Here is a 26,531-nt window from a genome sequence, read left to right as displayed (position 1 = left end):
CCTCACCTAAACGGCACCTCCCCAATGGTGCGCCGCAATTTACGGGTACGCAGTCGCTGCGGGTCCTGGGCCAGGTATTCCATCGCCCGCACCGCACACATCACGTGTGCCTCCTTGGAGGAGGAGTAAAAGGCCTGCGCCTGCGCGGGGAGTTTGGGCACGGCGTGTAGGGGCAGGTCAGAAACGCTGAGCAGGGTGCCATAAGGCACGCGGTAACGGTATCCATTGGCCGCCAAGGTGCAGGATTCCATGTCCACCGCCACGGCGGTGGAACCACGTAGCCATTCCCAGAGTTCACGACTGGTGCGCCATTCCCAATTGCGATCATCGGTGGAAAGCACCGTGCCGGTGCGCATGAGGGATTTATCACTGCCGTATATATCCGCCACGCTGGATTCCAGGGCGCGTTGCACCTCCGGCACGGCGGGAATGGGCACATCGCGGAGGATACGCCCGTCCATGATGTGATCCTCGCGCTGATAGGCATTGCCCAGAATAAGATCGCCCATTCTCATGCGGCCGTCTAGTCCGGCGCAGTGGCCAATCATGATCCATGCCTCTGGGCGCAGCACCGCCAAGCAATCGGTGATTGTCTTGGCATTTGAGGGCCCCACGCCGATGTTAATCATGCTGATACCGTCGCCCGCCTCGGTGCATAGATCGTAGCGCGGCATTTGTCGGGTGGAGGCCGTATCTATTTCCTGATCCCGCGCGGTGATACGCCGCCCATTGGGCAGCACCAGGTGCGTGTATCGGGTGCCCTCCTCACCCAGTTGCCGCAGCCCGAAGTCCACGAACTCGCTGGTGTGCATGGGGTAATTGGTAAAAAGAATGTACTTTTGCAGCGTCTCCACCGCAATGCCCGTGTAATGCTCAATGCGTGCGCAGGCAATATCGCAGCGTTGTGGCCCAAAGTGAAAGAGTGGTTTGACGGGGCTATGGAAAATCTCCCAATTACCATCGACGATCCCGTCATCCACCTCGTCCAGCGTCGGCCTGGGCACCTCGTCCCCCAGGTCACCCGCCCGGCGCACCTCGTCCACATTCTCCAGGCCGCGAATGTACTCGGGCGGTATGCGCGTGGTGGAGGGCCCCACGAAGATGTCGCAGGGATAGTTGCTCACCAATTGGGTGAGTTGTTCGGTGAGATAATCGCGCAGCAGACGAGGTTTGCTCAGTTCGGCGGCGTAGCGCCCGGCCTCGTCCACGTATCCGAAGGGTGCTCCTCGATCAATGGGCCGCCACTGCTTCACGTCTACCTCCAGGCGGGGGTAGGTGACCTCCCGGTAATCCCCGTACGTGCCCTCCCGGAAGATCGCTGCTGCGCGGGCCGTGGCGGCGTCGTAAAGCTCTATGAGGCGGTTAATCGCCTCCCCCACTCCAGGCATCTTTTCCATGTTCCCCGAGGGTACTCATTACACTATCCCCATGAGTACCGCTGAGGGCCGCACCTTTCTAGGCCAGCCGTGGGGCCTGGCCAATCTGTTTGGCATTGAGCTGTGGGAGCGTTTCAGTTACTACGGCATGGTCACCATCCTGGGGTATTACCTCTATTACTCGGCCACGGACGGCGGCCTGGGTATGGACGAGGGCACCGCGCTCTCCCTGGTGGGCGCCTATGGTGGCTTCGTGTACATCACGGCCGTGGCGGCGTCGTTTTTCAGCGATCGCCTGCTCGGCCCCGAGCGCACCCTGTTCTTCTCCGCGATCCTGGTGATGGCGGGGCACGTCGCCCTGGCTCTGATTCCCGGATTCGCGGGGTTGGGCCTGGGCGTGGCGCTCATCGGCTTGGGTTCCGGCGGCGTGAAAACCGCCTCCCAGGTGGTGCTGGGGGATTTGTATTCCCGCACCGATCCCAAGCGCGACGCCGGCTTCTCCATCTTCTACATGGCGGTGAATATCGGCGCGCTTCTTGGCCCGCTGGCCACCGGCGCGGCCTGGGGCCGGGGTGGATTCCACTGGGGTTTTGGTCTGGCGGCCATCGGCATGTTCATCGGGCTCACGCAGTACATTCTCATGCGCAAGGGCACCATCAACCCGGATAGCCGCCGGGTGCCCAATCCCCTACCCCGCAGCCAATACCTGCCGTGGGCGCTCGGCGGAATCCTCCTCACCGCCCTGCTCGTCTCCCCCTTTATCTTCGGTTTCATCCCCTTAAAGAACCTCTCGCATTACATGGCCGCCCTCGCGTTCCTGGCCGCCGTGGTGCTGCTGGTGCAGATGTTCCGCTCCCCACACACACCACCCCACAGGAGCGTTCCCGCCTGGTGGGTTACCTGCCGCTGCTCTTTGGCTGCGTGATGTTCTTTGCCATCTTCCAATCGCAGTTCACCATCCTGGCGCTGTACACGGACACGCGGGTGAACCTGGACATCAACCTCGGCTTCACCCAGTTCCAGATCAAGCCCAGCCAGGTGCAGTCCATCAACCCCTTCTTCATCATCCTGTTCTCCGGCGTCTTTGCCGCCACCTGGACGCGCCTGGCGAGCGCCAGTGGTCCAGCCCCGTGAAGTTCGGCGTCTCTAATCTCATCATCGGCGTCTCCCTGTTCCTCTTCCTCCCCTACGCCGGGGGCGGCGCGGGGTCCACGCCGCTGCTCATCATCGTGGCGCTGCTTTTCCTCTTTACTATGGGCGAACTCCTGCTCTCCCCAGTGGGTAACTCGCTGGCCACCAAGGTCGCCCCGCAGGCCTTCAAGTCCCGCATGTTCGCCGTGTGGCTGATGGCCCTCTCCATGGGCACCTCCCTCGCCGGAGTGCTGGGCACGCGCTACGAGGCGGCTATCGACGCCGGCCCCGCCGCCGAACGCGCCTTCTTCCTCACCGCCGCGGGCATAGCGATTGGCCTGGGCGTGCTCCTGATCATGCTGCGCGGCTGGGTGGTGCGGAAGTTCGGGGACGTGAGGTAGGACTGGCTCCTCGCCCACCCACACCGGCGGGAAACGGTACACAGGAGGAATGAAGAACGGTACCTTTGCTCTCGCCACCGCGATCGTCGCGGGGATCTGCCTCACGGGGTGCGGCACAGATCCCGCCGTTGCCCCGGCGCCGTCGGAAAGCGCCTCCGCCACCGCCATAACCCCCGCCCCCGATGGCGCCGACGCCACCGAGCCGTATCAGAACGGACAGGACGGTGCCGATGCCACCGAACCCGGCCAGAGCCCCGGCAGCGGCGGCGACGGCATGAATGGCGGCGACGGCGGCAACGGTTATGGCTGGGATCCCTCCACGCTCAGCCCGGAGGAACGGCACGAATACGAGTTGCACGAACGCCTCAAGAACGCCAACACCACCACCATGAGCCCGGAGGAACAGGAGGAGTTGGAACGGGACGCTCAGCAGTACGCCGTGGACAAGATCCGCGAATACACCCAATAAAACCACTCGCCGCACGGCGGCAACCCCCATAATGGAGCCCATGTCCCTCTACGATGACACCCTCGCCCTGCTCCAGGAGTTGATCCGCAACGCCTGCGTCAATGACCTCACCCCGGATTCCGGCCAGGAGGTGCGCAACGTGGAAACACTGGAGCGCTTCTTTGCCGGTTTCGGCGTAACCGCCCGGCGCTTCGAACCTCGGCCTGGGAGGGCGTCGATAGCCTTTAGCGTGGAGGGCAGCGAGCCGGAGGCGGAACCGCTGACCCTGCTCGGCCACATCGACGTGGTGCCGGTGGACGAGGCCCAGTGGAGCGCCGAGCCCTTCGGCGCGGAGATCCGGGACGGCAAGTTATACGGGCGCGGCGCGATGGACATGCTGTTTATCACCGCCACGATGGCGGCGGTAACCCGCGAGGTGGCGCGCACCGGCCGCCCACGGGGCACCCTCACCTTTGTGGCCCTGGCCGATGAGGAGGCGCGCGGTGGCCTGGGCGCGGGCTGGATCGCGGAGCACATGCCGGAGGCCTTTAGTTGGCGCAATTGCCTCTCGGAGACGGGCGGCTCGCACCTACCGGTGCGCGACGGCTCGGACGCCGTGGTGATTAACGTCGGGGAGAAGGGCGCGGCGCAGCGGCGGCTGCACGTCACGGGCGACGCCGGCCACGGTTCCACTCCGCACGGCAAGGATTCCGCGATCGTGCGGATCGGGGAGGTGGCGCGCCGCATCGCCGCCGCGCAGCCGCCGATCACGGATAATGCCCTGTGGCAGGGCTTCGTGCGGGCGTTCCGCTTCGACCCCGCCACCGAGCAGGCCCTGCTGGCGGGTGCCGGCGATTACGAGGTTTTTGGCGATCTAGCCGCCTATGCCCAGGCATTTTCCCACGTCACGCTGGCCCAGACGGTACTGCGCGCGGGCGGGGCGATCAACGTCCTGCCCTCGCACGCCTGGCTGGACATGGACATTCGCCCCCTCCCCGGCACCACGCAGGAGGAGATCGACTCCCTGCTGCGCGCCGCCCTGGGCGACCTCGCCGAGCAGGTGCGCATCGAGCACCTCATCACCGAGCCCGCCACCCAGTCCCCCGCCGAGGGGCCGCTGTGGGAGGCCCTGGTGGATACCGTGCGCGAGGACTTCCCCGAGGCCGCCGTGGTGCCGGTGCTCGCCACCGGGGGCTCTGACCTGCGCTTTGCCCGACGCCTCGGCGGCGTGGGCTACGGCTTTGCCCTCCATGCCCGCGAGCGCACCCTAGCGGAGGCCAATAAGCAACTGCACTCCCACGACGAGCACATTCACCTGGAGGACCTGCGCCTCACCGTCCACGCTTATCGACGCCTCGTGCGCCGCTTCCTCGGCGCGTAGCTCCTTAATCTCACACGAAATCGACGCGCGACGGTTTGATGTGAGATTAAGGGGGTACCTAATCTCACAATCCACTGCTACGCTGCACCTATGCATCTCTCCCGACCGGCCTCCCTGCGCCACCACCTCGAAGAGCAAGTGGCCGCCGTTCTCGCCACCTCCGCTCATGGAAAACTCACCCACACGGCGGAAACCCAGCAGGTGGACTTCAAGGAGGAGGCCGGGCGGCGCAGCCGGGGCGGCACCATCGAACCGGGTGAGCCCACCAATCAAACGGCCGCCACGAAGTTAGCCGATGAGGTGGCCTGCATGGCCAACTCCCCCGGCGGCGGGGCGCTCATCTATGGCGTGGAGGATCATTCCGGGCGGATCATCGGCACGGAATTGGATATTGATTGGCTGCGCCAGCGCGTCTATTCCGCCATATCCATCGCCCCGGACATCGTGGCCACTCACGTGGAGGGCTTGCGCCTACTCATTGTTTATGTGGCCGAAGCCCGCGAGCCAGTGGAGAACACCAGCGGTCAGATCCGCTGGCGGGTGGGCGATTCCTGCAAACCCGTGGACCGCGCCGAATGGTGGCAGCACCGCGATGCCGTCTCCCAGGCCGACGTCATGGCGCAGCCCTCCCGCCTGGGCATAAGCGATGTGCGCCCGGGGGCCGTCGATATTGCTCGACGCTGGTTCACCCCCCGAGGACGGCTCCCTCACCACCACCGATTTATTGCGCCGCTCCGGCGCGCTGCGCTCTGATGGCCTCCTCACCCAGGCCGGTGCCCTGCTTTTTTGCCCCTTAAATAAGGTGACCCTGGAGGTCACAGTCTTTGACGTGCCCGGCGGTTCCATCCTGAACCGGGTGACACCACCGGCGGAGTTCTCCCTGATCGAGCAGGTCGATCTTGTGGAACGCACCCTCGGGGCCGTTAATACCTTCACCACCCTGCCCACCGGGCTGCACCACGAACTTGTGCGCCGCGTACCCGAGCAGTCTATCCGTGAGGCCCTCCTCAACGGGGTGATTCACCGCGATTGGAACCGCAGCGAGGCCACCGACGTCCGCTGGATAGAACTCGATAGTTCCCTCATCGTCCGCAGCCCCGGCGCGTTTCCCGGAGCCATCACGGAGAACAACGTCCTGAGCAACCGCGAGGCCCGCTATCCCGCCCTGGCTGATCTCTTCCGGGCCCTCGGCCTGGTGGATAAGCAGGGGGTGGGCGTGGATCGCATGTACCGGGACATGATCGTGCTCGGGCACCGCCCGCCCACCATCAAGGAGGTCGCGGGCCCGCACGTGGAATGTTCTCTCCACGGAGGGCAACCCGTCTATCCGGTGCTCGATTGCGTGCGGGCCATCACTCCGGCGGAGCGGCAGCGGGATTATCGCGTGGCCATCGTGTTAAATCTCCTGCTGCGCTCTCCGTTTATCACGGTGGAAACCACCGCAGCGGCCCTCCAATCTGACCGCGAGGCTGCACTCATTGCCCTTGAGGCCGCCCGCCAATCCACGGTGCGCTCGGAACCGCTCATTCAGCGGTACAAGCACACTTGGGTTTTAGGGCAAAGCGCGCGCCGCCTCATGGTTCAAGCCTACGACGCCACCAGCACCTATCCCCTCATGGACTACCTCTCCACCGAGGTCGAGGATCAAAACACCACCGTCTATTCCTGGTTGAACACTCATGGCTCCATCACCACGGGCGATCTTTCCCTGCTCACCGGTACTTCGCGGGGCACCGCCAAGAGAACCCTCGACACCTTGGTGGAGGACGGCGCCCTCATTGCCCGGGGTGCCGGGAGGTCGAGCCGCTTTGAGAAAAACTCACACGGAATCGACGCCTGACAATTCCTTGTGAGATTAAGGGGGTACCTAATCTCACAAAAAGTACAACCCCTCGTGCGCCGCGCACCCCGGATTAAAAGCATGACCGCACCCCGGGCACCCCGCCGCCCCGTGATACTCCGCGTACCCCATCTTCTTCCCGCACACCCCGCACAGCACGGCATCGGCCCGCTGCTTGCTCGCCCGCCCAAAGGGGTGATCGGCCCGTTCCTCATGGCAGCGGTGACACGCCCACAACTTTCCGCAGGTAGCGCACCGATTAGCCACCACGTCCCAATACTGCCGGTAGTGCGCGCAGCGCCCCTGCGCATCTACCTCGCTGCCACAGATTTCCTCCGCCAGAAACATGGGCTTCAGCCTAGCCCGCACACTAAGGGGTGCCAGTGCGCCGCCCGCGTGGCGCTTATCGACGCCACCGGCACCCCTTAGTGTTGTTGAGTGTGACAACACGGGCCTTCCTCGCCGTCACCACCTCCACCACACACCACCCAAGGGGTGCCACCTCCGCCCATCCAGGCCCGTTCCACCCCGCAATGGCACCCCTTAGCGCTGTGGCCCTGATAGAATCATCATCTTCGCCGGTCAAGGCACCAAAAAATCAAAGCCACAGAAGAAACAAACCCGGCGGAGTCCCCGAAAGGTTGCCTCATGCCCAATCACCACCCCTCTCGGAGTTGGCGCGGCTGCGCCTTGTGCAAACCACACAAGCGCCGTGGCGCCGGTCGCGCCACCCGCGATCCCGCTGCGGTGAATCGCCAGTTGGGGCAAAGGCGCCGATATTCCCGGCACGACCTCGGCCACGATCCCCTCGATTCCTGAACATCACCGGATCAAGACAGAAACCACCCAGAACCCCCACCACCCCGAACATAGAAAAATCCCACCCACTCCCTTCTCGGGAGCAGGTGGGATACTCTGTGGGCGAAGGGGGACTTGAACCCCCACGTCCAAAAAGGACACTGGCACCTGAAGCCAGCGCGTCTGCCAATTCCGCCACTCGCCCAAATCAAGTGGCCGCGCTTGCGACTTCTTAGACTCTATACGCAGCACCCATTCCAAGACAAATACGCAGTTCAAGTACCATTTATCCACCCCGCAACACCCCCGCGCGCACCTCCGGCGCCTATCCATCACCCACCCCTTCCCCTTATACTGGTGGATACGTGTGTGCGCCTCATCTAGGCGCACGGGTTCTTTATAGGGCTTTCCATGTGCCCGAGGCTCCCGCCGGGATGGCGTCGGCCGCCTCCCAGCCACGACGGGAAATCCCCCGTCAGCGCGGTTTTGGGGCAGAAGTGTTAAGGAGTAGCAAGAGGAGGTCAGCCTGTGTCGATCATGGCTCGCTTTGCCAAGTTCGATAGCGCCATGCAGCGCGGTTTAGACAATGGCTTTGCCCTCGTTTTCGGCGGGAGCGTGGTACCCGCGGAGATCGAGGAACTCCTCAAGCAGGAGATTCAGGACAACGTGGCGGCCACCGATGGCCGCCCGGAGGCACCCAACGTGTTCCTGGTCGGCCTGTCCAAGAATGACGTGCACAATCTCGCCCAGAACGCCGCCCTGCCCGAGGATTTTGCCGATCGCATGGGCCGCTATTGCCGCAATCAGGGTCTGGCCCTGCCCGGCCCGGTGGTGGTGCGGATCGCGGAGGAGTCGGGCATGCGCACCGGGCAGTTGCGGGTGTCCTCCTATACCGATCCTCACCCGGATCAGAGCAGCGGCTTCGATTGGATCGGCACGCCCGCTTCTCACAACCAGTCCCACAACCCTCCCCCCAAAACCGCCCCCAAAACCACAACCAAGGCCCCCACCCAAGCCAAGGAAAGAGAACAGATGAGTCACCCCCAGCCCGGCCAAGCGGCTCGCGACGCCGCCACGGAGTTCATTCCTCGCCAGCGGGAGGGGCAAGCTCCACGGCAGATGTCGCAGCCGGATCGCCCCACGGTGAGCCTGTTGCTCCAGGACGGTTCCTCGCGCACGTACTTGGTGCAGGAGGGCTCGAATATCCTCGGCCGCTCCCACGATGCCGATTTCCGCCTACCGGACACGGGAGTATCGCGCCAGCACGCGGAGGTCACCTGGGATGGTCAGGACGCGGTGCTGGTGGATTTGCAGTCCACCAATGGCACCACGGTCAATGACACCCCGGTGGATAATTGGCTGCTGGCGGACGGTGACATCATCACCATCGGCCATTCCCATATTGAAGTGCGCGTTATCTGGCCGCAGAACTAGTACCCAAGGAGAGCACTCATGGACTCACTCGTCCTCACCGGGTTCCGCATCGGGGTATTGGTGCTGTTGTGGCTCCTCATCCTGGTGGCCCTGCGCGCCATGCGCCGGGATACCGCCCTGGTCAGCGGCCCGCAATCCGGCAAGGGTTCCCGCCGGAGCAAGGCCGCCACCCCGCGCAAGGCCGCCCCGGCGCAGCGGATCACCATCGTGGAGGGCCCGTTGCAGGGTTCGTACATGGAGATCACCTCTGTGGGCGAGGTGGTGATGGGCCGCAGCCAGGATTGCGATTTTGTGCTTGGCGACGACTTCGCTTCCGCACGTCACGCACGCCTGTTCCGGCGTGGTTCGGATTGGTTTGTGGAGGATCTGGATTCCCGCAACGGCACGTTCGTGGCGGGTACCCGCATTGATCAACCCGAGCGAGTGGACACGGGGACGTCGATACGCGTGGGCCGGACGACGGTGAGGTTGGTGCCATAATGCTTCGTTTGAATTACACGGTGGCCTCGGATCGTGGCCTGGTACGCGGCAACAACGAGGATTCCGCCTACGCAGGGCCACACCTGCTGGCGCTGGCGGACGGCATGGGCGGCCACGCCGCGGGCGAGGTGGCCTCGCAGATCATGATTACCCACCTGGAACACCTGGATCAGGAGATGGGTGACAATGACATGCTGGCGCTGCTGGCGGCCGGGGCCGATGAGGCCAACCGCGCCATCGCGGACGAGGTGGGGGCCCGCCCGGAAACGCAGGGCATGGGCACCACGCTGACGGCCCTGGCCTTCAATGGCCGGGAGTTTGGGCTGTGCCACGTGGGCGATTCCCGTGGGTATCGGCTGCGCGAGGGCAAGCTCGAACAGATCACGGTGGACGATACGTACGTGCAGTCCCTGGTCAATGAGGGCCGCTTGCTGCCGGAGGATGTGTCCACCCACCCGCAGCGATCCCTGATTCTCAAGGCGTACACGGGCCGCGAGGTGGAGCCCACGCTGAAAACTATCGACGCCCTCCCCGGCGATCGCCTCCTGCTGTGCTCGGATGGTCTTTCCGATCCCGTCACGCATTCCACCATCGAGGAAAACCTCGCCCAGGGCACCCCGGCCGAGGCCGCCCAGAAACTGGTGGAATTGGCGCTACGCTCCGGCGGCCCGGACAACGTGACCGTGGTGGTGGCTGACGTCGTGGACGCGGAGGGCCTGGATAAGAAGGCCCTGGCCGAGTTGCCCACCAAGCCCGCCACAGCCGGTGCCCTGTGCGGCGAGCCTTCCGAGGAATCCCACCCGGATACCGCCGCCGGGCGCGCCGCTGCCCTGCGCACCAAGGTCACCACCGTCTCCCCCGATGGTCAGGTGAGTTCCCAACCTCTGGCCGGTGTGCCCGATCCCCCGGAGGCCGCCGAGGACCCGGAGGAGTCCAAGGAAAGCACGGGGCGTGGTTCAGCGTGGCGCTGGGGCACGCTCATCGTTGCTTTGGTGGCCCTCATCGGCCTGATCGTGGGCGGCTGGTGGGTGTATCACTCCGCCAAGGAGCAGTACTTCCTGGCCACGGATGATTCCCAGGCCATCGTGGTGGAACAGGGCCTGGATTACAGCGTGCTGGGTACCTCCCTGCACGAGCCGTACCAGCATGCCTGCCTGGGTGAGGATGCCTCGGTGCGGCTCACCGAGCCCGGCGCAAACCAGGATTGTCACCGCTTTAGCCTCAGCGACCTACCGGAATCGGCGCGCTCCTCGGTGGAGTCCATGCCGGCGGGCAGCTATGAGGAGATCAATCAGCAGCTGCGCCGCCTGGCCGATCAGGCCCTGCCCGCCTGCGTGACCCTGCACCCGGAAGCCGCAGAAACCGCAGAAGCCACGGAAACCACAGAGGCTACGGAATCTGCGGAGCCCACGGTGACCACGGAACCCACGGCGTCGATAAGCGCCACGGAAAGGCCCCTCCCCGAGGACCTTCCCCAGCCGGGCGTGCAGTGCCGGGAGGTGAAGTAGCGTGGCGTTGTCCCGGATTCTTGGCCGCCGCACGGAGCTTGGCCTGCTGCTGCTTTCCGCGCTTTTTGTTTCCGCGATGCTGGTGAACCTGGAGCTCTCCCAGGGCAATACCCTTACCTCGGAGCTGGCGTGGGTGATCGGCGGCTTCGTGGTGATCTTCCTGGCCGCGCACTGGGCCCTGTGTCTCACCGCTCCGCACGCGGATCAGATCATGCTGCCGGTCACGGCCACGCTCAACGGCCTGGGGCTGGTGATGATTTATCGCATTGATGAGGCCAATGGGACCTCCCTGGTCACCCGCCAGGTGCTGTGGACCTTTGTGGGCGTGGTGCTGCTGGTGTTGGTGCTGGTATTCCTGCGCGAGTATCGCTCGCTATCGCGGTATTCCTACCTGCTGGGGCTGGTGGGCCTGGGGCTTTTGGCCCTGCCCCTGGTGTGGCCGCAGCCGGATGACGCGGAGGCCCGCATTTGGATTAAACTCGGGCCGTTTTCCCTGCAACCGGGCGAGTTTTCCAAGATTCTGCTGCTGCTCTTCTTCGCGCAACTCCTGGTGAATAAGCGGGCGCTGTTTACGGTGGCCGGGTATCGCTTCCTGGGGCTTTCCTTCCCCCGCCTGCGCGATCTCGCCCCCATCTTGGCGGTGTGGGCCATCGCCATTCTCATCATGGCCGGTACTAATGACTTCGGCCCGGCGCTGCTGCTCTTTGCCACGGTGCTGGGCATGCTGTACCTGGCCACGGGCCGGACGTCCTGGCTGCTCATCGGCGTGGTGCTGGTGATGATCGGCGGCACGGGCGTGTACATGATTTCCAGCAAGATCCAGGCCCGCGTGAGCAACTTCCTCGACCCCTTTGCGGATTACGATAATTCCGGTTTCCAGCTGGCCAATTCCCTCTTTGGAATGTCCTGGGGTGGAATCACCGGCACGGGTATCGGCCAGGGCCACCCGGACATCATCCCGGTGGTGTGGACGGACTTCATCCTGGCCGCCGTGGGTGAGGAGATGGGTCTGATTGGCCTGTCCGGGGTGTTGATCCTCTTTGCGCTGCTGGTCACGCGCGGCTTCCGCACGGCCCTGCTGGCGCGGGATTCCTATGGCAAATTGGTGGCCTCGGGGCTATCCCTCACCATCGCCATTCAGGTGTTTGTGGTGGTGGCCGGGATCAGCGCGCTCATGCCCATGACCGGTCTGACCACGCCGTTTATGTCCGCCGGTGGCTCCTCCCTCATGGCCAATTACATGCTCCTGGGCATTCTGCTGCGCATTTCCGATTCCGCGCGTCGGCCCACGGAGGTCCCCGCGGAATCCACCGATGGTTCCTCCCGCCTATCCCCCGTGGGCGACGCCGATCAGGCCGATGGCACCGGGTACATGCCGTCCGTAGGGAAGGTGAGTTAGGTGAATCGCTCCATTCGTTTCACGGCGGTCTTTGCGCTGGTGCTTACCCTGGTGCTGCTGATTAACCTCACGGTGATTCAGGTGTTCCGCCACGATGAGTACGCGGCCAATCCGCTTAATCAACGCAATTTCTTAGAAACCAAGTCCATTCCGCGCGGTCAGATCACCGCCGGGGGCCAGGTGCTGGCCTCCTCCTACGCGGACGAGGACGGCCTGTACCACCGCAGCTACGAGGCCGCACCCGTGGCCTTCAGCCCGGTGGTGGGCTACCTCTCGGACGTGTACGGGGCGGCGGGCATCGAGTCCGCCTATAACGGCATTCTCAATGGCACGGACGCCACCCCCGGCCGGGTGCTCGATCAGATCATCGGGGCCGATCCCACCGGAAATAACGTGGAACTCACCCTGGTGCCGGAGGTGCAGCAGGTGGCCTACGATCAGTTGGTCAATAACGGCTACGAGGGTTCCGTGGTGGCCATCCGCCCCTCCACCGGGGAGATCCTGGCGATGGCATCCAGCCCCGGCTATGACCCCAATTCCATCGTGAGCCCGCAGACGGCCCAGGAGGCCTGGGCGGAACTCAACGCCGATCCCGGCAATCCCCTGCTTAACCACTCCACCCAGGAGACGCTGCCGCCCGGCTCGATCTTCAAGATCATCACCACGGCCGCCGGCCTGGAGGCCGGGTACTCCGCGGGGAGCACGCTCACCGGGGCGGCGGAGATCACGCTGCCCAATACCGCGCAGACCCTCACCAATTACGCCGGTCAGGCCTGTGGGGGCGGCGGTGACGTGACCCTGCAAACGGCCTTTGCGCTTTCCTGCAACACCGCCTTTGTACAGATGGGCATCGACGTGGGCAGCGATTCCCTGCGGAGCACCGCCGATGCCTTCGGCGTGGGCCAGACGTACGATCTGGGCCTGCCCATGGCCCCCGGCTCCCTGGGTGATCTGCCCGACGATGCCTCCCTGGGACAGTCCGCCATCGGCCAGCGCGATGTCACCATGTCCGCCCTCCAGGCGGCCGTGATGGCGGCCACGGTGGCCAATAATGGCACCCGCATGGAGCCGCACGTGGTCTCCCGCATTACCGCCCCGGATCTGCGCGAGTTAGAAAAGATCAACGCCAAGGAGTTGAACCAGGCCGTGAGTCCCGAGATCGCCGCCCAGCTCACCGAGCTCATGCGCGCCTCCGAGCGCTCCACGGCGGGTTATTCCGGCCAGGACATCGCCTCCAAGACCGGCACCGCCGAGCACGGCGATGGCGTGCCCCCGCACACCTGGTACGTGGCCTTTGGCCCCAGCGAGGGCGCGGACGTGGCCGTGGGCGTGGTGGTCAAGGACGGCGGCAACCAGGGCTATGGAGCCACGGGCGGCAAGGTGGCCTCCCCCGTGGGCCGCGCCGTACTCAATGCCGCTTTGCAGGCAGCCCAGTGAGGAGGAATAGAAGGTGACGGACGAAAACCAGAAGAACGCTTCCACCCCCCATTCCCGCTCGGGGCTTTCCCACGATGAGCAGCGGGATCGGCTGCAATACCTCATCGGGGACGATTATCGCCTCCAGTGGGTGATCGGCCACGGCGGCATGTCCACCGTGTGGCTTGCCGACGACGCCCGCCACGACCGCGAGGTGGCCATCAAGTCCCTGCGCCCGGAGTTCTCCAACTCCACCGAGTTCCTGGAGCGCTTCCGCAACGAGGCGCAGGCCGCCGAGAACATCACCTCCGAGAACGTGGTACACACGTACGATTACCGCGAGGTTTCCGATTCCCACGGCACCATCTTCTGCTTCATCGTGATGGAGTACGTGCGCGGGGAATCCCTGGCGGATCTCCTCTCCCGGGAGGGTTCCCTCCCGGAGGCGATGGCCCTGGACGTCATGGAGCAGGCCGCCCACGGCCTCGCCGCCATTCACGCCCTGGGCATGGTGCACCGGGACATCAAACCCGGAAATCTCATGGTCACCCAGGAGGGGAAGGTAAAGATCACGGACTTTGGCATCGCCAAGGCCGCCGCCGCCGTTCCCCTCACCCGCACCGGCATGGTGGTGGGCACCGCCCAGTACGTCTCCCCGGAGCAGGCCCAGGGCCAGGAGGTGGGCTCCACCTCGGACGTGTACTCCCTGGGCGTGGTGGGCTACGAGGTCCTCAGCGGCAAGCGCCCCTTCACCGGGGATTCCTCGGTGTCCGTGGTGCTGGCGCACATCAACCAGGCCCCGCCCGCGCTATCGACGTCCATCAGCGCGCAGACCCGCGAACTGATCGGCATCGCGCTGCGCAAGGAGCCGGGCCGACGCTTCACCAACGGCAACGAGATGGCGCAGGCCATCTCCCAGGTGCGCCTGGGTAACCGACCCCCGCAGCCACGCTCGGCAGTGCTCACCCGGCCCGCGCCGGAGCCCTCGCCCACGGCCGCCACGGTGGCCCTGGGGGCCGTCGCTCAGCCCACAACGGTGCAGCCCGCGGCCACACCCAAGCGGCAGATCGTCTCCCCGCCGGTGCCCCCGGCGCGCAAGGTCGTCGATAAGCCCAAGGAGGAACCCAAGCGCGAGGGCATGAGCGTGGGCCTGGCCCTAGCGGCCGCCCTGGCCGTGCTGTTGGTGGTGGGGTTTGCCCTGTACCGCATGGATTTCTTCAGCACCGATTCCTCCGCGCCGGAGAGCAGTTCCGCCGTGCCCACGCAGGAAACGGCGGTGGTCACGCAGTACGTGGAGCAGCAAGCCCCCGCGCAAGGCAACAATAATTCTGGTCAGTCGGCCCAAAGCGCCACGCAGCAGGAGCCGCAGCAGCGTTCCACCCGCGAGACCCGCGAGGCGGAGCAGGAAAACTCGGGCGAGCGCGAGCAGGAGGCGGCCACCGTCGCCCCGGCGCAGAGTACCGTGGTGGAGGAGCCGGAACAGGAGGCTCCGCAGGCCAGCAACACGCCGGATACCCCGGCGCAGGTCAATGAAGATAACTCGGATGTGCAGTTGCTCACCTCCGAAGCGTCGGGCAACCTCTCGGAGGACGCCGAGGGAGATGTGCAATGACGATGATCGCTGACCGTTACGAGCTAGGCGAGGTCATTGGCACCGGCGGCATGTCCGATGTCTACTCCGCTCAGGACACCCTGCTCGGGCGCGGCGTGGCCGTCAAGGTACTGCGCATGGAATTGGCCCGCGACGTCAATTTCCGCGAGCGCTTCCGCCGCGAGGCCCAGAACTCCGGGCGCCTCAATCACCCCGCCATCGTGGCGGTGTATGACACCGGCGAAACGACGATCGAGGGGATCAGCGTCCCCTACATCGTGATGGAGCGCGTGTTTGGCCGCACCCTGCGCGAGATCGTGCGCGAGGACGGCCCCATGCCCCCCACCGAGGCCGCCGCGACGATGATCCCGGCCGCCCACGCCCTCCAGGCCTCGCACGACGCCGGGATCATTCACCGGGACATCAAGCCCGCGAACATCATGATCACCAACACCGGCGCGATCAAGGTGATGGACTTTGGCATCGCGCGGGCCCTCGATGACTCCACCTCGGCCATGACGCAGACGGCCGCCGTGATCGGCACCGCCCAGTATCTCTCCCCGGAGCAGGCACGGGGCCGCAACGCCGACGCCCGCTCGGACGTCTATTCCCTGGGTTGCGTGCTCTACGAACTGCTCACCGGCACCCCGCCCTTCCAGGGCGAAACCCCCTTTGCCGTGGCCTACCAGCACGTTCAGGAGGAGGCCACCCCGCCCTCGCACTCCATCTCCGACCTCAGCCCCACCGCCGCGGTGAACGTGGATTCCGTGGTGCTCACGGCGATGGCCAAGCACCCCGCCGATCGCTATCAGTCCGCCTCCGCGATGGCCGAGGACCTGGAGTTGCTCTCCCGTAACGCGGTGACCCAGGCGGCGCGTTCCCACGTGGCCGCGCAGCCCGCACCCTCCGCCCCCACCGAGGTGGTTCCCGCGGCTCCCACCGCTCCCACCGCCGTGGCACCGACTCCCGACGCCCCCCGCTCAAAGCCGCGCCGCCACCGCAAGCCCACCAAGAAGTCCCGCTGGCCCGCCTGGATCGCCGCAATCTTGGGCCTCACCGTGATCGGTGTGGGTGGTGCCTTTGCCTATGACCTCTTAAGCAACCGCTCCTCCACTCCCGATAACGCGAGTGCCCCCGCCATCGAGCAGCGCGATACCACCGTGCAGGTGCCGGACGTGGCGGGTCTGCCCCTCAACGAGGCCCGCTCCGCCCTGGAGGAACTGGGCCTTGAGGTGGATACCAGCGAGGAACCCAGCCCCGAGGTGGAGCGCGGTTCCGTGATCCGCAGCAACCCGGCGGCGGGATCCACCCTGCAAGAGGGCACCTCGGTGCAACTGACCGTCTCCTCCGGCAAGGAGGTCACCGACGTCCCCAACCTCACCGGCCTGACCCTGCAACAAGCCTCCTCCACCTTGCAGGCGGCGGGCCTCTCCCTCAATTCCCAGGCCACGGAGGAGGAATCCGATACCGTGCCCGAGGGACAGATCATCCAGCAGAATCCGGCCGCCGGAACCCAGATCTCCAAGGGCTCTCAGATCAGCGTGACGATCTCCTCCGGCCCCAAGCAGGTGCGCGTTCCCGACCTCACCGGACTGCAACTCAACCAGGCCCAATCCACACTGGACTCCCTCGACCTGGATAGCGAGATCACCTACGTGGACTCCCTGGAGCCAGAAGGCAAGATTCTCAGCGTGTCCGAGCAGGGCTCGATGGTGGATGCCCAATCCTCGATACACCTGGAGGTATCCAACGGACAACTCTTCGAGATGCCCGACCTCACCCGCTCCTCCGAGTCCCAGGCGCTCTCCAAACTGCGCTCCGCAGGCTGGACGGCACCGGATTCCTCCCTGGTCGCCGGCTCTGAGGTCAAGACGGGCCTAATTACCGATCGCAAACTCATCGCCGCCACCGAGCCCCAAGCCGGTCAAACCCTGCGCAAGGACGCCCGGATCACGGTGCGCTACTACGAGTTCGATCTCACCGCCCTGGCCCCCTAACCAGACCGGGGGCGGGCGCACCCGCCTGCTAAACTGTGCAGGCAGCACAAGGGCGCGCCCGCCTCGGCCAGCGCCATCGACGTTTTTATACAGCAAATCCCAGAGGTGACTGATGCCCAAGTCAAAGATCACGTCCGCTAACAGCCCCATAGCCAGCACGCCGAACACGGTGGACCGCACCCCGGTGAAGATCAACACCGGCGGCACGCCCATGTGGTACAAGGTGCTCATGTTCGGCCTCATGCTGCTGGGGTTGGCCTGGTTGGTGGTCAATTACCTGGCCGGTGGCCACATTCCCCTCATGCAGGATCTGGGAGCCTGGAACTACCTAGTGGGCTTCGGGCTCTTTATCGTGGGGCTCCTCATGACGATGGGCTGGCGCTAATCCCAATTAGCCATTCCGGCTTGGTTCCTTGCGTGGCGCGGGGACCGAGCCGGTTTCTTTTACCCTGTTTTCGTTTCCCTCGATCAGTGGCGGCTGCGGCTCTAAGGGGTGCCACTGGCGGGGTTTCCGCGCCTCCCTCCGCGTAGGTGGCACCCCTTTGGTCTTTCTCGCGCTTCTTCTCGCACCGTCCGACGTCCCGTGAACACCCTCTGGTTCTCGCACACCACTTAGGGGTGCCACTGGCCGCTCCCCGGCCCTCTCATCACCCCTAATGGCACCCTTTGAGAGTGTCTGATGGTTTGTGTGTGGGATTCCATCCCGCATAAGGAGACAAGCCAGAATGACTACTGTGACACGACGAGATCCGGCTGATAAGGCCAAGATTGACGCGATTGAGAAAAAGCTGCTTGCAAACCCTGAGATCGCGAAGCTCATTGATGATTTAGGCACCTCAACCACCGACGCCAACGATTTGGTGCGTGGGATGTTGCAAGCCTCGATTACCAGGGGTTTAAACGCCGAGATGGATGCCCACCTGGGCTACCGGCCAGGGGATAGAGACGCTAAAGCAGCACTAGGCACAGACAACCACCGCAACGGGGCGTATCCAAAGACCGTGGATTCTCACTACGGTCCGGTAACTGTCGAGGTTCCCAGGGACCGGGCCGGGACGTTTGTTCCGACCATGGTCCCGAAAGGCTCGCGGCGTTTGACCGATGTTGACGACATGATTGTGAGCTTGTATGCCGGGGGCATGACAGTGCGCGATATCCAACACCATATGGCTACTGCCATGCGTGTTGATATCTCCCACGAGACGATTTCTGCGGTGACTGACGCTGTCCTTGATGAGGTCATGGTGTGGCAGAACCGCCAGTTAGATGAGTTCTACCCCGTCATTTTCCTTGATGCGCTGCGCATTAAAGTCCGTGAGGGCGGGCGCGTGGTCAACAAGTCCGCGTATATGGCCATTGGGGTGGATCTCGACGGCATCAAACACATCTTGGGGCTATGGATCGCGAGGGAAGAAGGCGCGTCGTTTTGGGCCCATGTGTGCTCGAATCTGGCTAATCGCGGGGTCAAAGATGTCTTCATTGTCTGCTGTGACGGGCTCAAAGGCCTGCCTGAGGCTGTGGAGGCATCCTGGCCGGGATCGATGGTACAAACCTGTGTTGTGCACTTGATTCGTGCTGCTAACAGGTGGGTTGCCTACGGGGACCGTAAGGCGGTTTCAGCGGCCTTGAAGAAGGTCTATACCGCCCCTGATGGCTCCAGTGCTGCCATTGCACTCGAGGAGTTTGCTTCTTCGGGTCTTGGCCAGAAATATCCCAGGTCAGTCAAGGTGTGGCAGGACGCATGGGAGAGGTTCGTGCCGTTTTTGCAGTTCCCTCCGGCAGCGCGCAAAGTCATCTACACCACCAATTCCATCGAGTCGTTTAACAACGAGTTGCGCAAAGCCACCCGCAACCGCGTGCAGTTTACGAACGACGAATCCGCGTTGAAGACCTTGTGGTTGATGATCTGCAATATTGAAGACAAACGCGCTGCTCGCAGGGCCAAGGAAGGTAAAAAGGCCGCGGCTACCGCCGGGAGGCTTGTGGAAGGAGCGAAAGTCTCAGGCTGGAAGCAAGCCATCAACCAGATGGCCGTGGCCTACCCCGACCGCTTCGACCAATACCTCTAAGAAAACCGCCCCACACACAAACAACTTGACACGCTCCACCCTTTCGGCGCTTCTGCGTCGATCTTCCAAATAGCCAAGGGCTCAATCCTGACCGCGCAACCTCACGGCCGCATCCGCATCCTCACCCACAGCACCCGGCATCGCGTTAAAGGGTGCCATTACCCCCTCATCCATCCCCTCTACCCTCCCAATGGCACCCCTTAGTGCAATGGCCGAGCAACCAATACCCACCCCGATACTCACACACTGATCTCTTCCCCCAAAGGGTGCCATTATCTCGATCCCCCAGCCTCCCCACGCCCCACTGGCACCCCTTGGGGTTGGTGCATGTTGGCACACATTGGTGCGCATTGATTCCCCACAAAACCCACCAATCCGCCCCAAGGGGTGCCACTAATGCAGCACCAACCCCCAACCCCCGCTCAGTGGCACCCCTTAGCGTCGTCGGCAAGCACCTCACACCACACCCCACCAAATTCCCCCGCAACCACCAGAATCCCACACCCTGTGGATAACTCTGTGCACTACTTCCACAACCCGGCCACCTGTTCGAGTAAATCTCCATCTCCCCAGGCACATCCGTCACATCACGAACATTCGAACCTACCTGTTCGGTAAATTACAAGACCGTAACTATCCACAGTGTGGATAACTACTGTGGATAAACCCCGTTCTCCACAAACCTCGCCAGCAGACCCAGCACCACGGCCCCCACCACCGCCGTTCCCGCACCGCGCACCTTGGGCGAGCGCGGGAGCAGCACCCCGGCCAGCACCGCGCCCGTGAGCAAACCACCCAGGTGCCCCCACAGGGAAACTCCGGTGGAAAGGAATGTGTAGGCCAGGTTCACGCCCACCAGGGAAAGGGGAGCCACGATGTCCCCGCCGCGTCGGATAGCGGAACCCACGAGCACCGCCATCAACCCGTACAGCGCGCCCGAGGCCCCTGCGGTGGGGGTCAGGGGCGACATTTCCACCACCGCGTAGGAAGCGCCCAAGCCGCTGACCAGGTACACCGCGAGGAAGAGCACGCTGCCCAGGGAGCGCTCCAATTCCCGGCCAATGAGCGCGATCATCAGGGTATTCACCGCCATGTGGCCTATGTCTAGGTGAATGAACATGTTGCTCAGTAGGCGCAGTGGTTCCCCGGTGGTCACGAGGGGCGCGAGCAGGAAGCCGTCACGGGTGATGGGGGCGTTTCTGGTGTCCAGGGAGCCGTTTTGGATGGCGGAGGCGATCCACACCGCCACGATGAGGAGGCAGAGCACGGCCGTCACGGGGGCTCCGCGGAAGAAGCGCCTGACTATCGCAGTATTCATGCGGCCAGGTTACGCGGGGTAGAAAAAATCCCGTGCCCCGAGGCCACCGGGGCCACGGGAATCACGGGGTAAGGAATCACCGGAAGCGGTGAGCAGAAATTACTCGACGATCTCCACGGACTCGATCACCACGGGTTCGGTGGGGCGATCCATGCGGTCGGTGGCGGTGGTGGCAATCGCGTCCACGACCTTCTGGGAGGCCTCGTCGGTGACCTCACCGAAGATGGTGTGGGCGTTGTTCAGGTGCGGGGTGGGGGCCACGGTGATGAAGAACTGGGAGCCGTTGGTGCCGGGGCCCGCGTTGGCCATGGCCAGCAGGTAGGCGCGGTCAAAGCGCAGCTCGGGGTGGAACTCATCCTCGAACATGTACCCGGGGCCGCCACGGCCGGTGCCGGTGGGGTCGCCGCCCTGGATCATGAAGTTGTTGATCACGCGGTGGAACACCGCGCCATCGTAGAAGGGGCCCTCCGTGGTGCCGGAGGCGTTTTCCGTGCGGTACTCCTTGGTGCCCTTGGCCAGGCCCACGAAGTTATCCACGGTCACCGGGGCGTGATTGCCAAAGAGGTCAATCGAAATATCGCCGCGGTTCGTGTGCAGAATCGCAGTAGAGGTCTTAAAACTCATAGGGATAAGTGTAACGCTTTTGCCGCATGAAACGCGGAACACGATTATTCTAGGATGCTATGAACACCACCGTGATGAAGATGGCCCTTTCCACCGGCCGCGATGCGTGGAGCAAGTACCGTGACTTCCGCGAGCGCAAGGCCTCGGAGGCGTACGACGCCCTGGCCGACGCCGCCGAGACCGCCTCCCGCAACTACGAGGACGCCGCCGAGAGCTTCAAGGAGAACGCCGGCAAGGTGGCCCAGCAGGCCCGACGCCGCCTCAACAACGCCGTGGAGACCCTGGAGTCCAAGGGCAAGGATCTCTACGATTCCGCCGCCGAGGCACAGAAAAAGAACACCAAGGAGGCTAAGAAGATGAGCCGTCGCACCAAGCGCCGCGCGGAGAAGGCTGCCGCTAAGGCCACCGCCAAGGCGCAGAAGAAGCTGGATCGCAAGGAGAGCAAGAAGTCCAAGAAGAAGGGCCCCGTGCGCCGCGCCTTTGGCATCTTCTTCGTGCTGAGCGTGCTGGCCGGTGTCGGTGCCGCGCTGTGGAATTACTTCCGCAAGCCCGCCGAGGTGGGCCCCATGCCCCCGCGCATCAAGGAGTTCGCCTCCTCCCGCCCCACGCAGTCCGAGCTGATTTACTCCACCACCACCCCCACCCCGGAGGAGGAGAAGCAAAAGCAGGAGGAGCAGGCCCAGCAAAACAATGAGGAGGGCCTCACCGCCGAGGGCGAGGATCTCATCGCCTCCCTGGATGAGCAGTTGGAGCGTCACCGCAAGGAGGATTAAACCTCTTCCCCCGCCATCGCGGCGGTGAGTTCCTCCAGGCTCACCTCGCCGCGTCGGCCGGCAAGAATTTGTCGGCCCAGCCCCAGGACCGCAAAGGAGTCGCCCACGCGCTCCGCGTGCCTGGGGTTATGCGTAATAAACACCACCGCCACCCCGCGTTCGCGGGCGGCCTCGATGAGGTCTAACACCATGCCGGATTGGCGCACGCCCAGGGCCGCGGTGGGTTCGTCGAGGATCAGCACCCTGGCCCCGCTGTGTACGGCGCGGGCGATGGAAACCACCTGCCGTTGTCCCCCGGAGAGCGCGGAGATCGGTACGTCCACGTCCTCGATTCTCACCCCCAGTTCGGCCAGGGCTCGGCGGGTTTCCCGTTTCATGTGCGCGGCGCGCAGGATTCCCCAGCGATTGGTGCTTTCCCGGCCCAGATAGAAGTTGCGCCACACGCTCATGTCGCCCACCACCGCTAGGTTCTGGTGCACGGTGGCGATCCCCGCCGCCAGGGCGTCGCGGGGCGAGGAGAAGTGGGCGGGGGTGGCGTCGATAAGCATGGTGCCCTCGGTGGGCTGGTGTAGCCCGGAGAGGATACCGATGAGCGTGGATTTTCCCGCGCCGTTATCCCCGAGCACGCAGGTGACCTCGCCGGGGGCGATGGTGAGGCTGACGCCGCGCAGAGCGGGTGCGGCGGCGCCGTAGGCCTTGGTGACGTCGCGGAGTTCGATGGCAGTCATCGCTTGGCCCCCTTGGTCACGGCGGTATTGGAGATCACGGCCACGAGCAGCATGCCTCCCAGGAAGAACTTGAACCAGTCCGGGTTCCAGCCCGCGTACACGATGCCCTGGTTGATCACGCCGAAGATCAGCGCACCCAGGGCCGTGCCCACGGCGCTGCCTCGGCCACCGGTGAGCGCGCAACCGCCGATCACGGCGGCAATGATGTACAGGAACTCGTTGCCCACGCCCTGACCCGCCTGCACGGAATCAAAGGCAAAGAGGTTGTGCATTCCCATGAACCAGGCGGCAAAGCCCACCAGCATGAACAGGCCGATCTTCACCCGGCGCACGGGCACCCCGGAGGCGCGGGCCGCGGATTCATCGCCGCCCACGGCAAAGATCCAGTTGCCCCACCGCGTGCGCAGCAACATCACGGTGGCCAGGGCCACAAAGAGCAACCACCACAGCACCGTCACCCGTACCGATACCCCGGCCACCTCGATGGTGGAGGCAAAGACCGCCCGCGCGGAGGGGAAGCCCTCCATATCGGAGATGATCGGGGTGGCCACCTGCCCGGTCACGGACTTGGTGAGCGCCAGGTTGAGGCCCTGAAGCATGAGGAAAGTGGCCAGGGTGATGAGGAAGGAGGGGATTCCGGTGCGGGTGACCAGAAAGCCGTTCCACGCCCCTATCCCCAGGGCCAGCAGCAGGGAGAGTCCGGCGCCCGCCCAGGAGTTGAGCCAGAAATTGTAATTGAGCATGGTGGCCGCCAGCGCCGTGCTGGTCACCGCCACGCCGGAGGAAAGGTCAAACTCCCCGCCGATCATCAGCAGCCCCACCGCCAGGGCCATGATGCCCATCGTGGAACTGGCGTAAAGCACCGTGGACATCGCATCGAGGGAGCGCATGGCCGGGGCCAGCACGGTAAAAAGCGCCACCACCAGCACCAATCCCATCAGTCCCGCCATCTCCGGGCGGCGGCTGAGGCCCTGCACCCAGGGCCCGCACCACGTACCTCGTGCACCCCCACCCGCTACTTTCGACGCCACGCGGCCTCCCGCCGCGCTTCCCTCGCCGTTCGCACGGCCCACCGGGTCCATGCGGCCCGCACCACCCGCACCGCCCACACGGCCCCCATCGCTCGCGTCACCCGCGCCGTTCACACCCGCAGGGTTTTCCGCACCACCAGCACTCATCGCAGCCCCTTTTCCGCGGCCTCCGCAATCACGTCGATGTTCGTGGCGTCCACAAAGCTCGGCCCGGTGTACACGGGCCTCCCGCCACCCACGGTGGAACCGTTGCGGTGCGCCAGCCACAGCGCGTCCACCGCCATGTATCCCTGGAGGTAGGGCTGCTGATCCACGGCAAATTGGATCTCCCCCTCCCGGATCGCGGGTACCAGTTCCGCGTTGGTGTCAAAGGTGGCGATCTTGGCCTGGGAGCCCGCCGCCCGCGCCGCGTCCACGGCGGTGAGCGCCACGGGGGTGACCAGACCCATCACCCAGTCGATCGCCTTATCCTGGGCCAACTTTGCCTGCACAGTGGAGTGGACGCTGGTCAGATCCATGCCATTGACGTACAGGGTTTCCACCTCGGCCCCCTGGGTGCCCTCCTTGACTCCCGCGCAGCGTTCCTCCTGGGAGGAGTTTCCCTGCTCGTGAATGATGCACAGCACGCGCCGCGCCCCTTCCGCGCCCAGCCGTTGCCCGGCCTGGGTTCCGGCCGCGCGTTCCTCCTGGCCAAAGAATGCGGAGAGTCCAAAGTCGCGGTAGCGGCTCATGCCCGCGTTGAGCCCCACGGTGGGGATCCCGGCCTCGATCGCGGCGCGGGCGGCGGGCCCGATGGCGTCGGGGTTGGGCATGGTCACCGCCAAGCCGTCCACGTGGGAGTCGATGGCGGTGCGCACCAGGTTTTCCTGGTTGGGGGCCTGCGGGTCGGCGCTGTAGCGCAGTTCGATGTTGTTCTTACGCGCGGCGTCCTCCGCGCCCTTGCGCACCAGGTCCCAGAAGGTATCGCCGGGTGCCCCGTGGCTGACCATCGCCACCACCAGGCGCGGGGTGTCCACCGTCCCGGCGACGCCCTCCTCCCCCGGGGTGGAGCGGGGTGCCCCGCCCGTGGCGGAGCAGGCGGTGAGGCAGAGGCAGGCGAGGACGGCACCCACGTACCGCCTTAAGGTTGATGATCTCACCCATTAACGTATTAGCAGGTCAGCACGGAATCACCCTGATCCCACCGCTGCTTGATCGTTACAGAAGGGGTATCCGGGGGTGGAATACTATCCCCATGCGCCCCGCCCTGTGCTTTCTCCTCGCCGCCGCCTGCCTCTTCCTCGCCGGACGCTCGGGCCTCGGCGGCCCCTGGTTCTTCCCCGCCACCATCACCTGTGGTTTCGCATTGCTCCTGGGTTCGGTGGATTCTCGGCGCTCCGCGCGGCTTATCGACGTCCCCCTCGGGCTCGCCGTAGGCGTCCTCCTCCTGCTTCCCTCCGCCCTGGGAGCGGTGTTGCTGTGGAAGGTCCCGATCTTTGCGCCCCTCGCCGCCCAGGTGAGCGGCCTCCTTGGCGATCACCCACCCAGCACGGTCACGGCCCTTGGCCTGCTCGCCGTGGTTCTCCTCAACGCCACGGGGGAGGAATTATTCTTCCGAGGCACCCTCCCGCTATTTTCCCCGGCACCCCATCGCCGCCCCCACGGCGCTCTATGCGGCCATGACCACCGTCTTTGGCGTGATCCTGTTGCCGCTGGCAGCGATATTCCTGGCGCTATCCATGCACCTGCTGCGCAAACACACGGGCGGGCTCATCGCCCCGATCATCGCGCACCTGGTGTGGACGTGCTCCATGATCGGGGTCGTCGCGGCCCTGCAATGGGCCTAAAACGCTAAAGCTTTAGGGGCGCACCGGCCGATCGGTGGTGAGCTTGGCGTTCACAAAGCGGGTGAGCCAGGCCGGGGAGAAGTGCGAGCCCGCGTACATGATCTTGGCCTGCAAGCCCACCGGCTGGTGGACCTTGGCCACCTTGCCGCGCTCGCGCTCCACCACGTCGGCCACGGCCACGGCGATGTCATCCGCGGTGAGCCTAATGCCCATCTTCTTGGTGCCGCTGGTGGCCACGCCGTCGAGCATGCCGGTCTTGGCGTAGAGGGGCCACACGGCGGAGACGGTGATGTCATCCTGCTCCCACTCCAGGTTCAGCGCCTCGGTGAGACCGCGCACCGCAAACTTGGTGGTGGAGTACACGGCCATGTCCGGGGTGCCGTAGATGGCGGAGGCGGAGGCGATGTTCACCAGGCGAGCACCGGGGGTCTTTTTCAGATAGGGGTAGGCGGCCCGGGAGCCGTTGAGCACGCCCTTGACGTTCACGTCCACCAGGGCGGCGTCGCGCTCAAAGGAACCCTCCTCCATGAAGGGGCCAGCGTAGAGAATACCGGCGTTATTCACCACGGCGTCCAGCCTGCCGCCGGTGTGGGAGGTGAAGTCCTCCAGGGCTTTGGTCCAGGATTCCGGCTCGGTCACGTTCAGGGAGCCGGAATAGACCTTTCCGTGGCCCAGATGTTCCGTGGTGGTCCAGCCAAAATCATCCGCGAGGTCATAGGCACCCACGGTCCAACCTCGGCGGGCAAGGGTCAGGGCGGTGGAGCGACCAATTCCGCGGGCCGCACCAGAAATGAATACTGAGGGAGACATGCCTCCCAGATTAGGCATACCCCACGTATCGGCGGGAGACCTTGTGGAAAAGTTCCCCCATCAGGGGGTAATTTCCATCAAGTAAACGCACCGTAACCATTCCGCTAACTCACAGGAATTACCCTGTATCTACCTAGGATCATGCCGCATAG

The 26,531-nt window shown here is 64.6% G+C and carries 23 protein-coding genes, 1 tRNA gene and 2 pseudogenes; 16 read left to right on the top strand and 10 right to left on the bottom strand.

Annotated elements, in window-relative coordinates; genetic code table 11:
• Positions 1 to 2 precede the first annotated feature (2 nt).
• A complete protein-coding gene (amn, locus tag OLW90_RS00225; RefSeq protein ID WP_319651889.1) occupies positions 3 to 1,388 on the bottom strand; it encodes an AMP nucleosidase in 1,386 nt (461 codons plus the stop codon).
• A gap of 40 nt (positions 1,389 to 1,428) precedes the next feature.
• Between amn and OLW90_RS00220 the strand changes: the two are divergent.
• From OLW90_RS00220 to OLW90_RS00205, 4 genes and pseudogenes are all read left to right on the top strand, one after another.
• Positions 1,429 to 2,908 (top strand): annotated as a pseudogene (locus OLW90_RS00220) (peptide MFS transporter).
• Positions 2,909 to 2,957: 49 nt separating this feature from the next.
• Positions 2,958 to 3,377, top strand: coding sequence for a hypothetical protein (locus tag OLW90_RS00215; RefSeq protein ID WP_319650287.1), 420 nt, complete (start codon positions 2,958 to 2,960; stop codon positions 3,375 to 3,377).
• A 40-nt stretch (positions 3,378 to 3,417) separates the two neighbouring features.
• Positions 3,418 to 4,737, top strand: a complete 1,320-nt coding sequence (locus OLW90_RS00210) for a M20/M25/M40 family metallo-hydrolase (protein WP_319650286.1) — start codon at positions 3,418 to 3,420, stop codon at positions 4,735 to 4,737.
• Positions 4,738 to 4,827: 90 nt separating this feature from the next.
• A pseudogene (locus OLW90_RS00205) lies at positions 4,828 to 6,577 on the top strand (DUF5635 domain-containing protein).
• A gap of 33 nt (positions 6,578 to 6,610) precedes the next feature.
• On the opposite strand, the gene OLW90_RS00200 reads toward OLW90_RS00205, so the two are convergent.
• Positions 6,611 to 6,925, bottom strand: a complete 315-nt coding sequence (locus tag OLW90_RS00200; protein ID WP_319650285.1) for a CHY zinc finger protein — start codon at positions 6,923 to 6,925, stop codon at positions 6,611 to 6,613.
• 300 nt (positions 6,926 to 7,225) lie between these two features.
• On the opposite strand from OLW90_RS00200, the gene OLW90_RS00195 reads away from it, so the two are divergent.
• Positions 7,226 to 7,396, top strand: coding sequence for a hypothetical protein (locus tag OLW90_RS00195; RefSeq protein ID WP_319650283.1), 171 nt, complete (start codon positions 7,226 to 7,228; stop codon positions 7,394 to 7,396).
• A gap of 99 nt (positions 7,397 to 7,495) precedes the next feature.
• Here the strand turns inward: OLW90_RS00195 and OLW90_RS00190 are convergent.
• Positions 7,496 to 7,580, bottom strand: a tRNA-Leu gene (locus OLW90_RS00190).
• Between the two features lie 332 nt (positions 7,581 to 7,912).
• On the opposite strand from OLW90_RS00190, the gene OLW90_RS00185 reads away from it, so the two are divergent.
• From OLW90_RS00185 to OLW90_RS00145, 9 genes are all read left to right on the top strand, one after another.
• Positions 7,913 to 8,809, top strand: a complete 897-nt coding sequence (locus tag OLW90_RS00185; protein ID WP_413464516.1) for a DUF3662 and FHA domain-containing protein — start codon at positions 7,913 to 7,915, stop codon at positions 8,807 to 8,809.
• Positions 8,810 to 8,827: 18 nt separating this feature from the next.
• On the top strand, positions 8,828 to 9,289 hold the full coding sequence (locus OLW90_RS00180) for an FHA domain-containing protein (protein WP_319650281.1): 462 nt from the start codon (positions 8,828 to 8,830) through the stop codon (positions 9,287 to 9,289).
• Positions 9,289 to 10,797 carry a PP2C family protein-serine/threonine phosphatase gene (locus tag OLW90_RS00175; RefSeq protein WP_319650280.1) on the top strand — a complete coding sequence of 503 codons (1,509 nt, stop codon included), beginning with the start codon at positions 9,289 to 9,291 and terminating at the stop codon, positions 10,795 to 10,797. The genes OLW90_RS00180 and OLW90_RS00175 overlap by 1 nt, the downstream gene beginning before the upstream one ends.
• A 7-nt stretch (positions 10,798 to 10,804) precedes the next feature.
• Positions 10,805 to 12,196 carry an FtsW/RodA/SpoVE family cell cycle protein gene (locus tag OLW90_RS00170; protein WP_319651888.1) on the top strand — a complete coding sequence of 464 codons (1,392 nt, stop codon included), beginning with the start codon at positions 10,805 to 10,807 and terminating at the stop codon, positions 12,194 to 12,196.
• Complete coding sequence (locus OLW90_RS00165; RefSeq protein WP_319650279.1) at positions 12,197 to 13,633, top strand: penicillin-binding protein 2; 1,437 nt, start codon at positions 12,197 to 12,199, stop codon at positions 13,631 to 13,633.
• 91 nt (positions 13,634 to 13,724) lie between these two features.
• The gene (locus OLW90_RS00160) at positions 13,725 to 15,224 is read left to right on the top strand and encodes a protein kinase domain-containing protein (protein ID WP_413464515.1); all 1,500 of its coding nucleotides are present in this window, start codon (positions 13,725 to 13,727) and stop codon (positions 15,222 to 15,224) included.
• Positions 15,221 to 17,200 carry a Stk1 family PASTA domain-containing Ser/Thr kinase gene (gene pknB, locus OLW90_RS00155; RefSeq protein WP_319650277.1) on the top strand — a complete coding sequence of 660 codons (1,980 nt, stop codon included), beginning with the start codon at positions 15,221 to 15,223 and terminating at the stop codon, positions 17,198 to 17,200. The genes OLW90_RS00160 and pknB overlap by 4 nt, the downstream gene beginning before the upstream one ends.
• Before the next feature lie 112 nt (positions 17,201 to 17,312).
• Positions 17,313 to 17,585 carry a cell division protein CrgA gene (gene crgA / locus OLW90_RS00150; RefSeq protein ID WP_319650276.1) on the top strand — a complete coding sequence of 91 codons (273 nt, stop codon included), beginning with the start codon at positions 17,313 to 17,315 and terminating at the stop codon, positions 17,583 to 17,585.
• Positions 17,586 to 17,925: 340 nt separating this feature from the next.
• Entirely contained in the window at positions 17,926 to 19,269 is a 1,344-nt protein-coding gene (locus OLW90_RS00145) for an IS256 family transposase (protein WP_319649700.1), read from the top strand.
• A 652-nt stretch (positions 19,270 to 19,921) separates the two neighbouring features.
• Here the strand turns inward: OLW90_RS00145 and OLW90_RS00140 are convergent.
• Together OLW90_RS00140 and OLW90_RS00135 are read right to left on the bottom strand one after the other, a co-directional pair.
• Positions 19,922 to 20,587, bottom strand: a complete 666-nt coding sequence (locus OLW90_RS00140) for a rhomboid family intramembrane serine protease (protein ID WP_319650275.1) — start codon at positions 20,585 to 20,587, stop codon at positions 19,922 to 19,924.
• A gap of 99 nt (positions 20,588 to 20,686) precedes the next feature.
• The gene (locus OLW90_RS00135; protein WP_319650274.1) at positions 20,687 to 21,211 is read right to left on the bottom strand and encodes a peptidylprolyl isomerase; all 525 of its coding nucleotides are present in this window, start codon (positions 21,209 to 21,211) and stop codon (positions 20,687 to 20,689) included.
• Between the two features lie 59 nt (positions 21,212 to 21,270).
• Between OLW90_RS00135 and OLW90_RS00130 the strand changes: the two genes are divergently transcribed.
• Positions 21,271 to 21,984: a hypothetical protein gene (locus OLW90_RS00130; RefSeq protein WP_319650273.1), complete on the top strand. Its 714-nt coding sequence runs from the start codon at positions 21,271 to 21,273 to the stop codon at positions 21,982 to 21,984.
• Here the strand turns inward: OLW90_RS00130 and OLW90_RS00125 are convergent.
• The 4 genes from OLW90_RS00125 to OLW90_RS00110 all read right to left on the bottom strand — a co-directional run bounded on the left by OLW90_RS00125 (position 21,981) and on the right by OLW90_RS00110 (position 25,262).
• On the bottom strand, positions 21,981 to 22,712 hold the full coding sequence (locus OLW90_RS00125) for an ATP-binding cassette domain-containing protein (protein WP_319650272.1): 732 nt from the start codon (positions 22,710 to 22,712) through the stop codon (positions 21,981 to 21,983). The two genes, OLW90_RS00130 and OLW90_RS00125, sit on opposite strands and share 4 nt — an antisense overlap.
• A complete protein-coding gene (locus tag OLW90_RS00120) occupies positions 22,709 to 23,662 on the bottom strand; it encodes an ABC transporter permease (protein ID WP_319651887.1) in 954 nt (317 codons plus the stop codon). The genes OLW90_RS00125 and OLW90_RS00120 overlap by 4 nt, the downstream gene beginning before the upstream one ends.
• Before the next feature lie 224 nt (positions 23,663 to 23,886).
• A complete protein-coding gene (locus tag OLW90_RS00115; RefSeq protein WP_319650271.1) occupies positions 23,887 to 24,855 on the bottom strand; it encodes a substrate-binding domain-containing protein in 969 nt (322 codons plus the stop codon).
• A gap of 38 nt (positions 24,856 to 24,893) precedes the next feature.
• Positions 24,894 to 25,262: a hypothetical protein gene (locus OLW90_RS00110; protein ID WP_319650270.1), complete on the bottom strand. Its 369-nt coding sequence runs from the start codon at positions 25,260 to 25,262 to the stop codon at positions 24,894 to 24,896.
• A gap of 22 nt (positions 25,263 to 25,284) precedes the next feature.
• Between OLW90_RS00110 and OLW90_RS00105 the strand changes: the two genes are divergently transcribed.
• The gene (locus tag OLW90_RS00105; protein WP_319650269.1) at positions 25,285 to 25,569 is read left to right on the top strand and encodes a hypothetical protein; all 285 of its coding nucleotides are present in this window, start codon (positions 25,285 to 25,287) and stop codon (positions 25,567 to 25,569) included.
• Positions 25,570 to 25,581: 12 nt separating this feature from the next.
• Here the strand turns inward: OLW90_RS00105 and OLW90_RS00100 are convergent, their stop codons facing one another.
• Positions 25,582 to 26,379 (bottom strand): SDR family oxidoreductase, encoded by a 798-nt coding sequence (locus OLW90_RS00100; RefSeq protein WP_319650267.1) that lies wholly within the window; start codon positions 26,377 to 26,379, stop codon positions 25,582 to 25,584.
• Positions 26,380 to 26,531: the final 152 nt, after the last annotated feature.

The organism is Corynebacterium sp. 21KM1197 (assembly GCF_033783015.1).
In the GTDB taxonomy this organism is placed as follows: domain Bacteria; phylum Actinomycetota; class Actinomycetes; order Mycobacteriales; family Mycobacteriaceae; genus Corynebacterium.
Note: the sequence above shows the minus strand (reverse complement) of the source record. Positions and strands in the feature narration are given on the sequence as shown.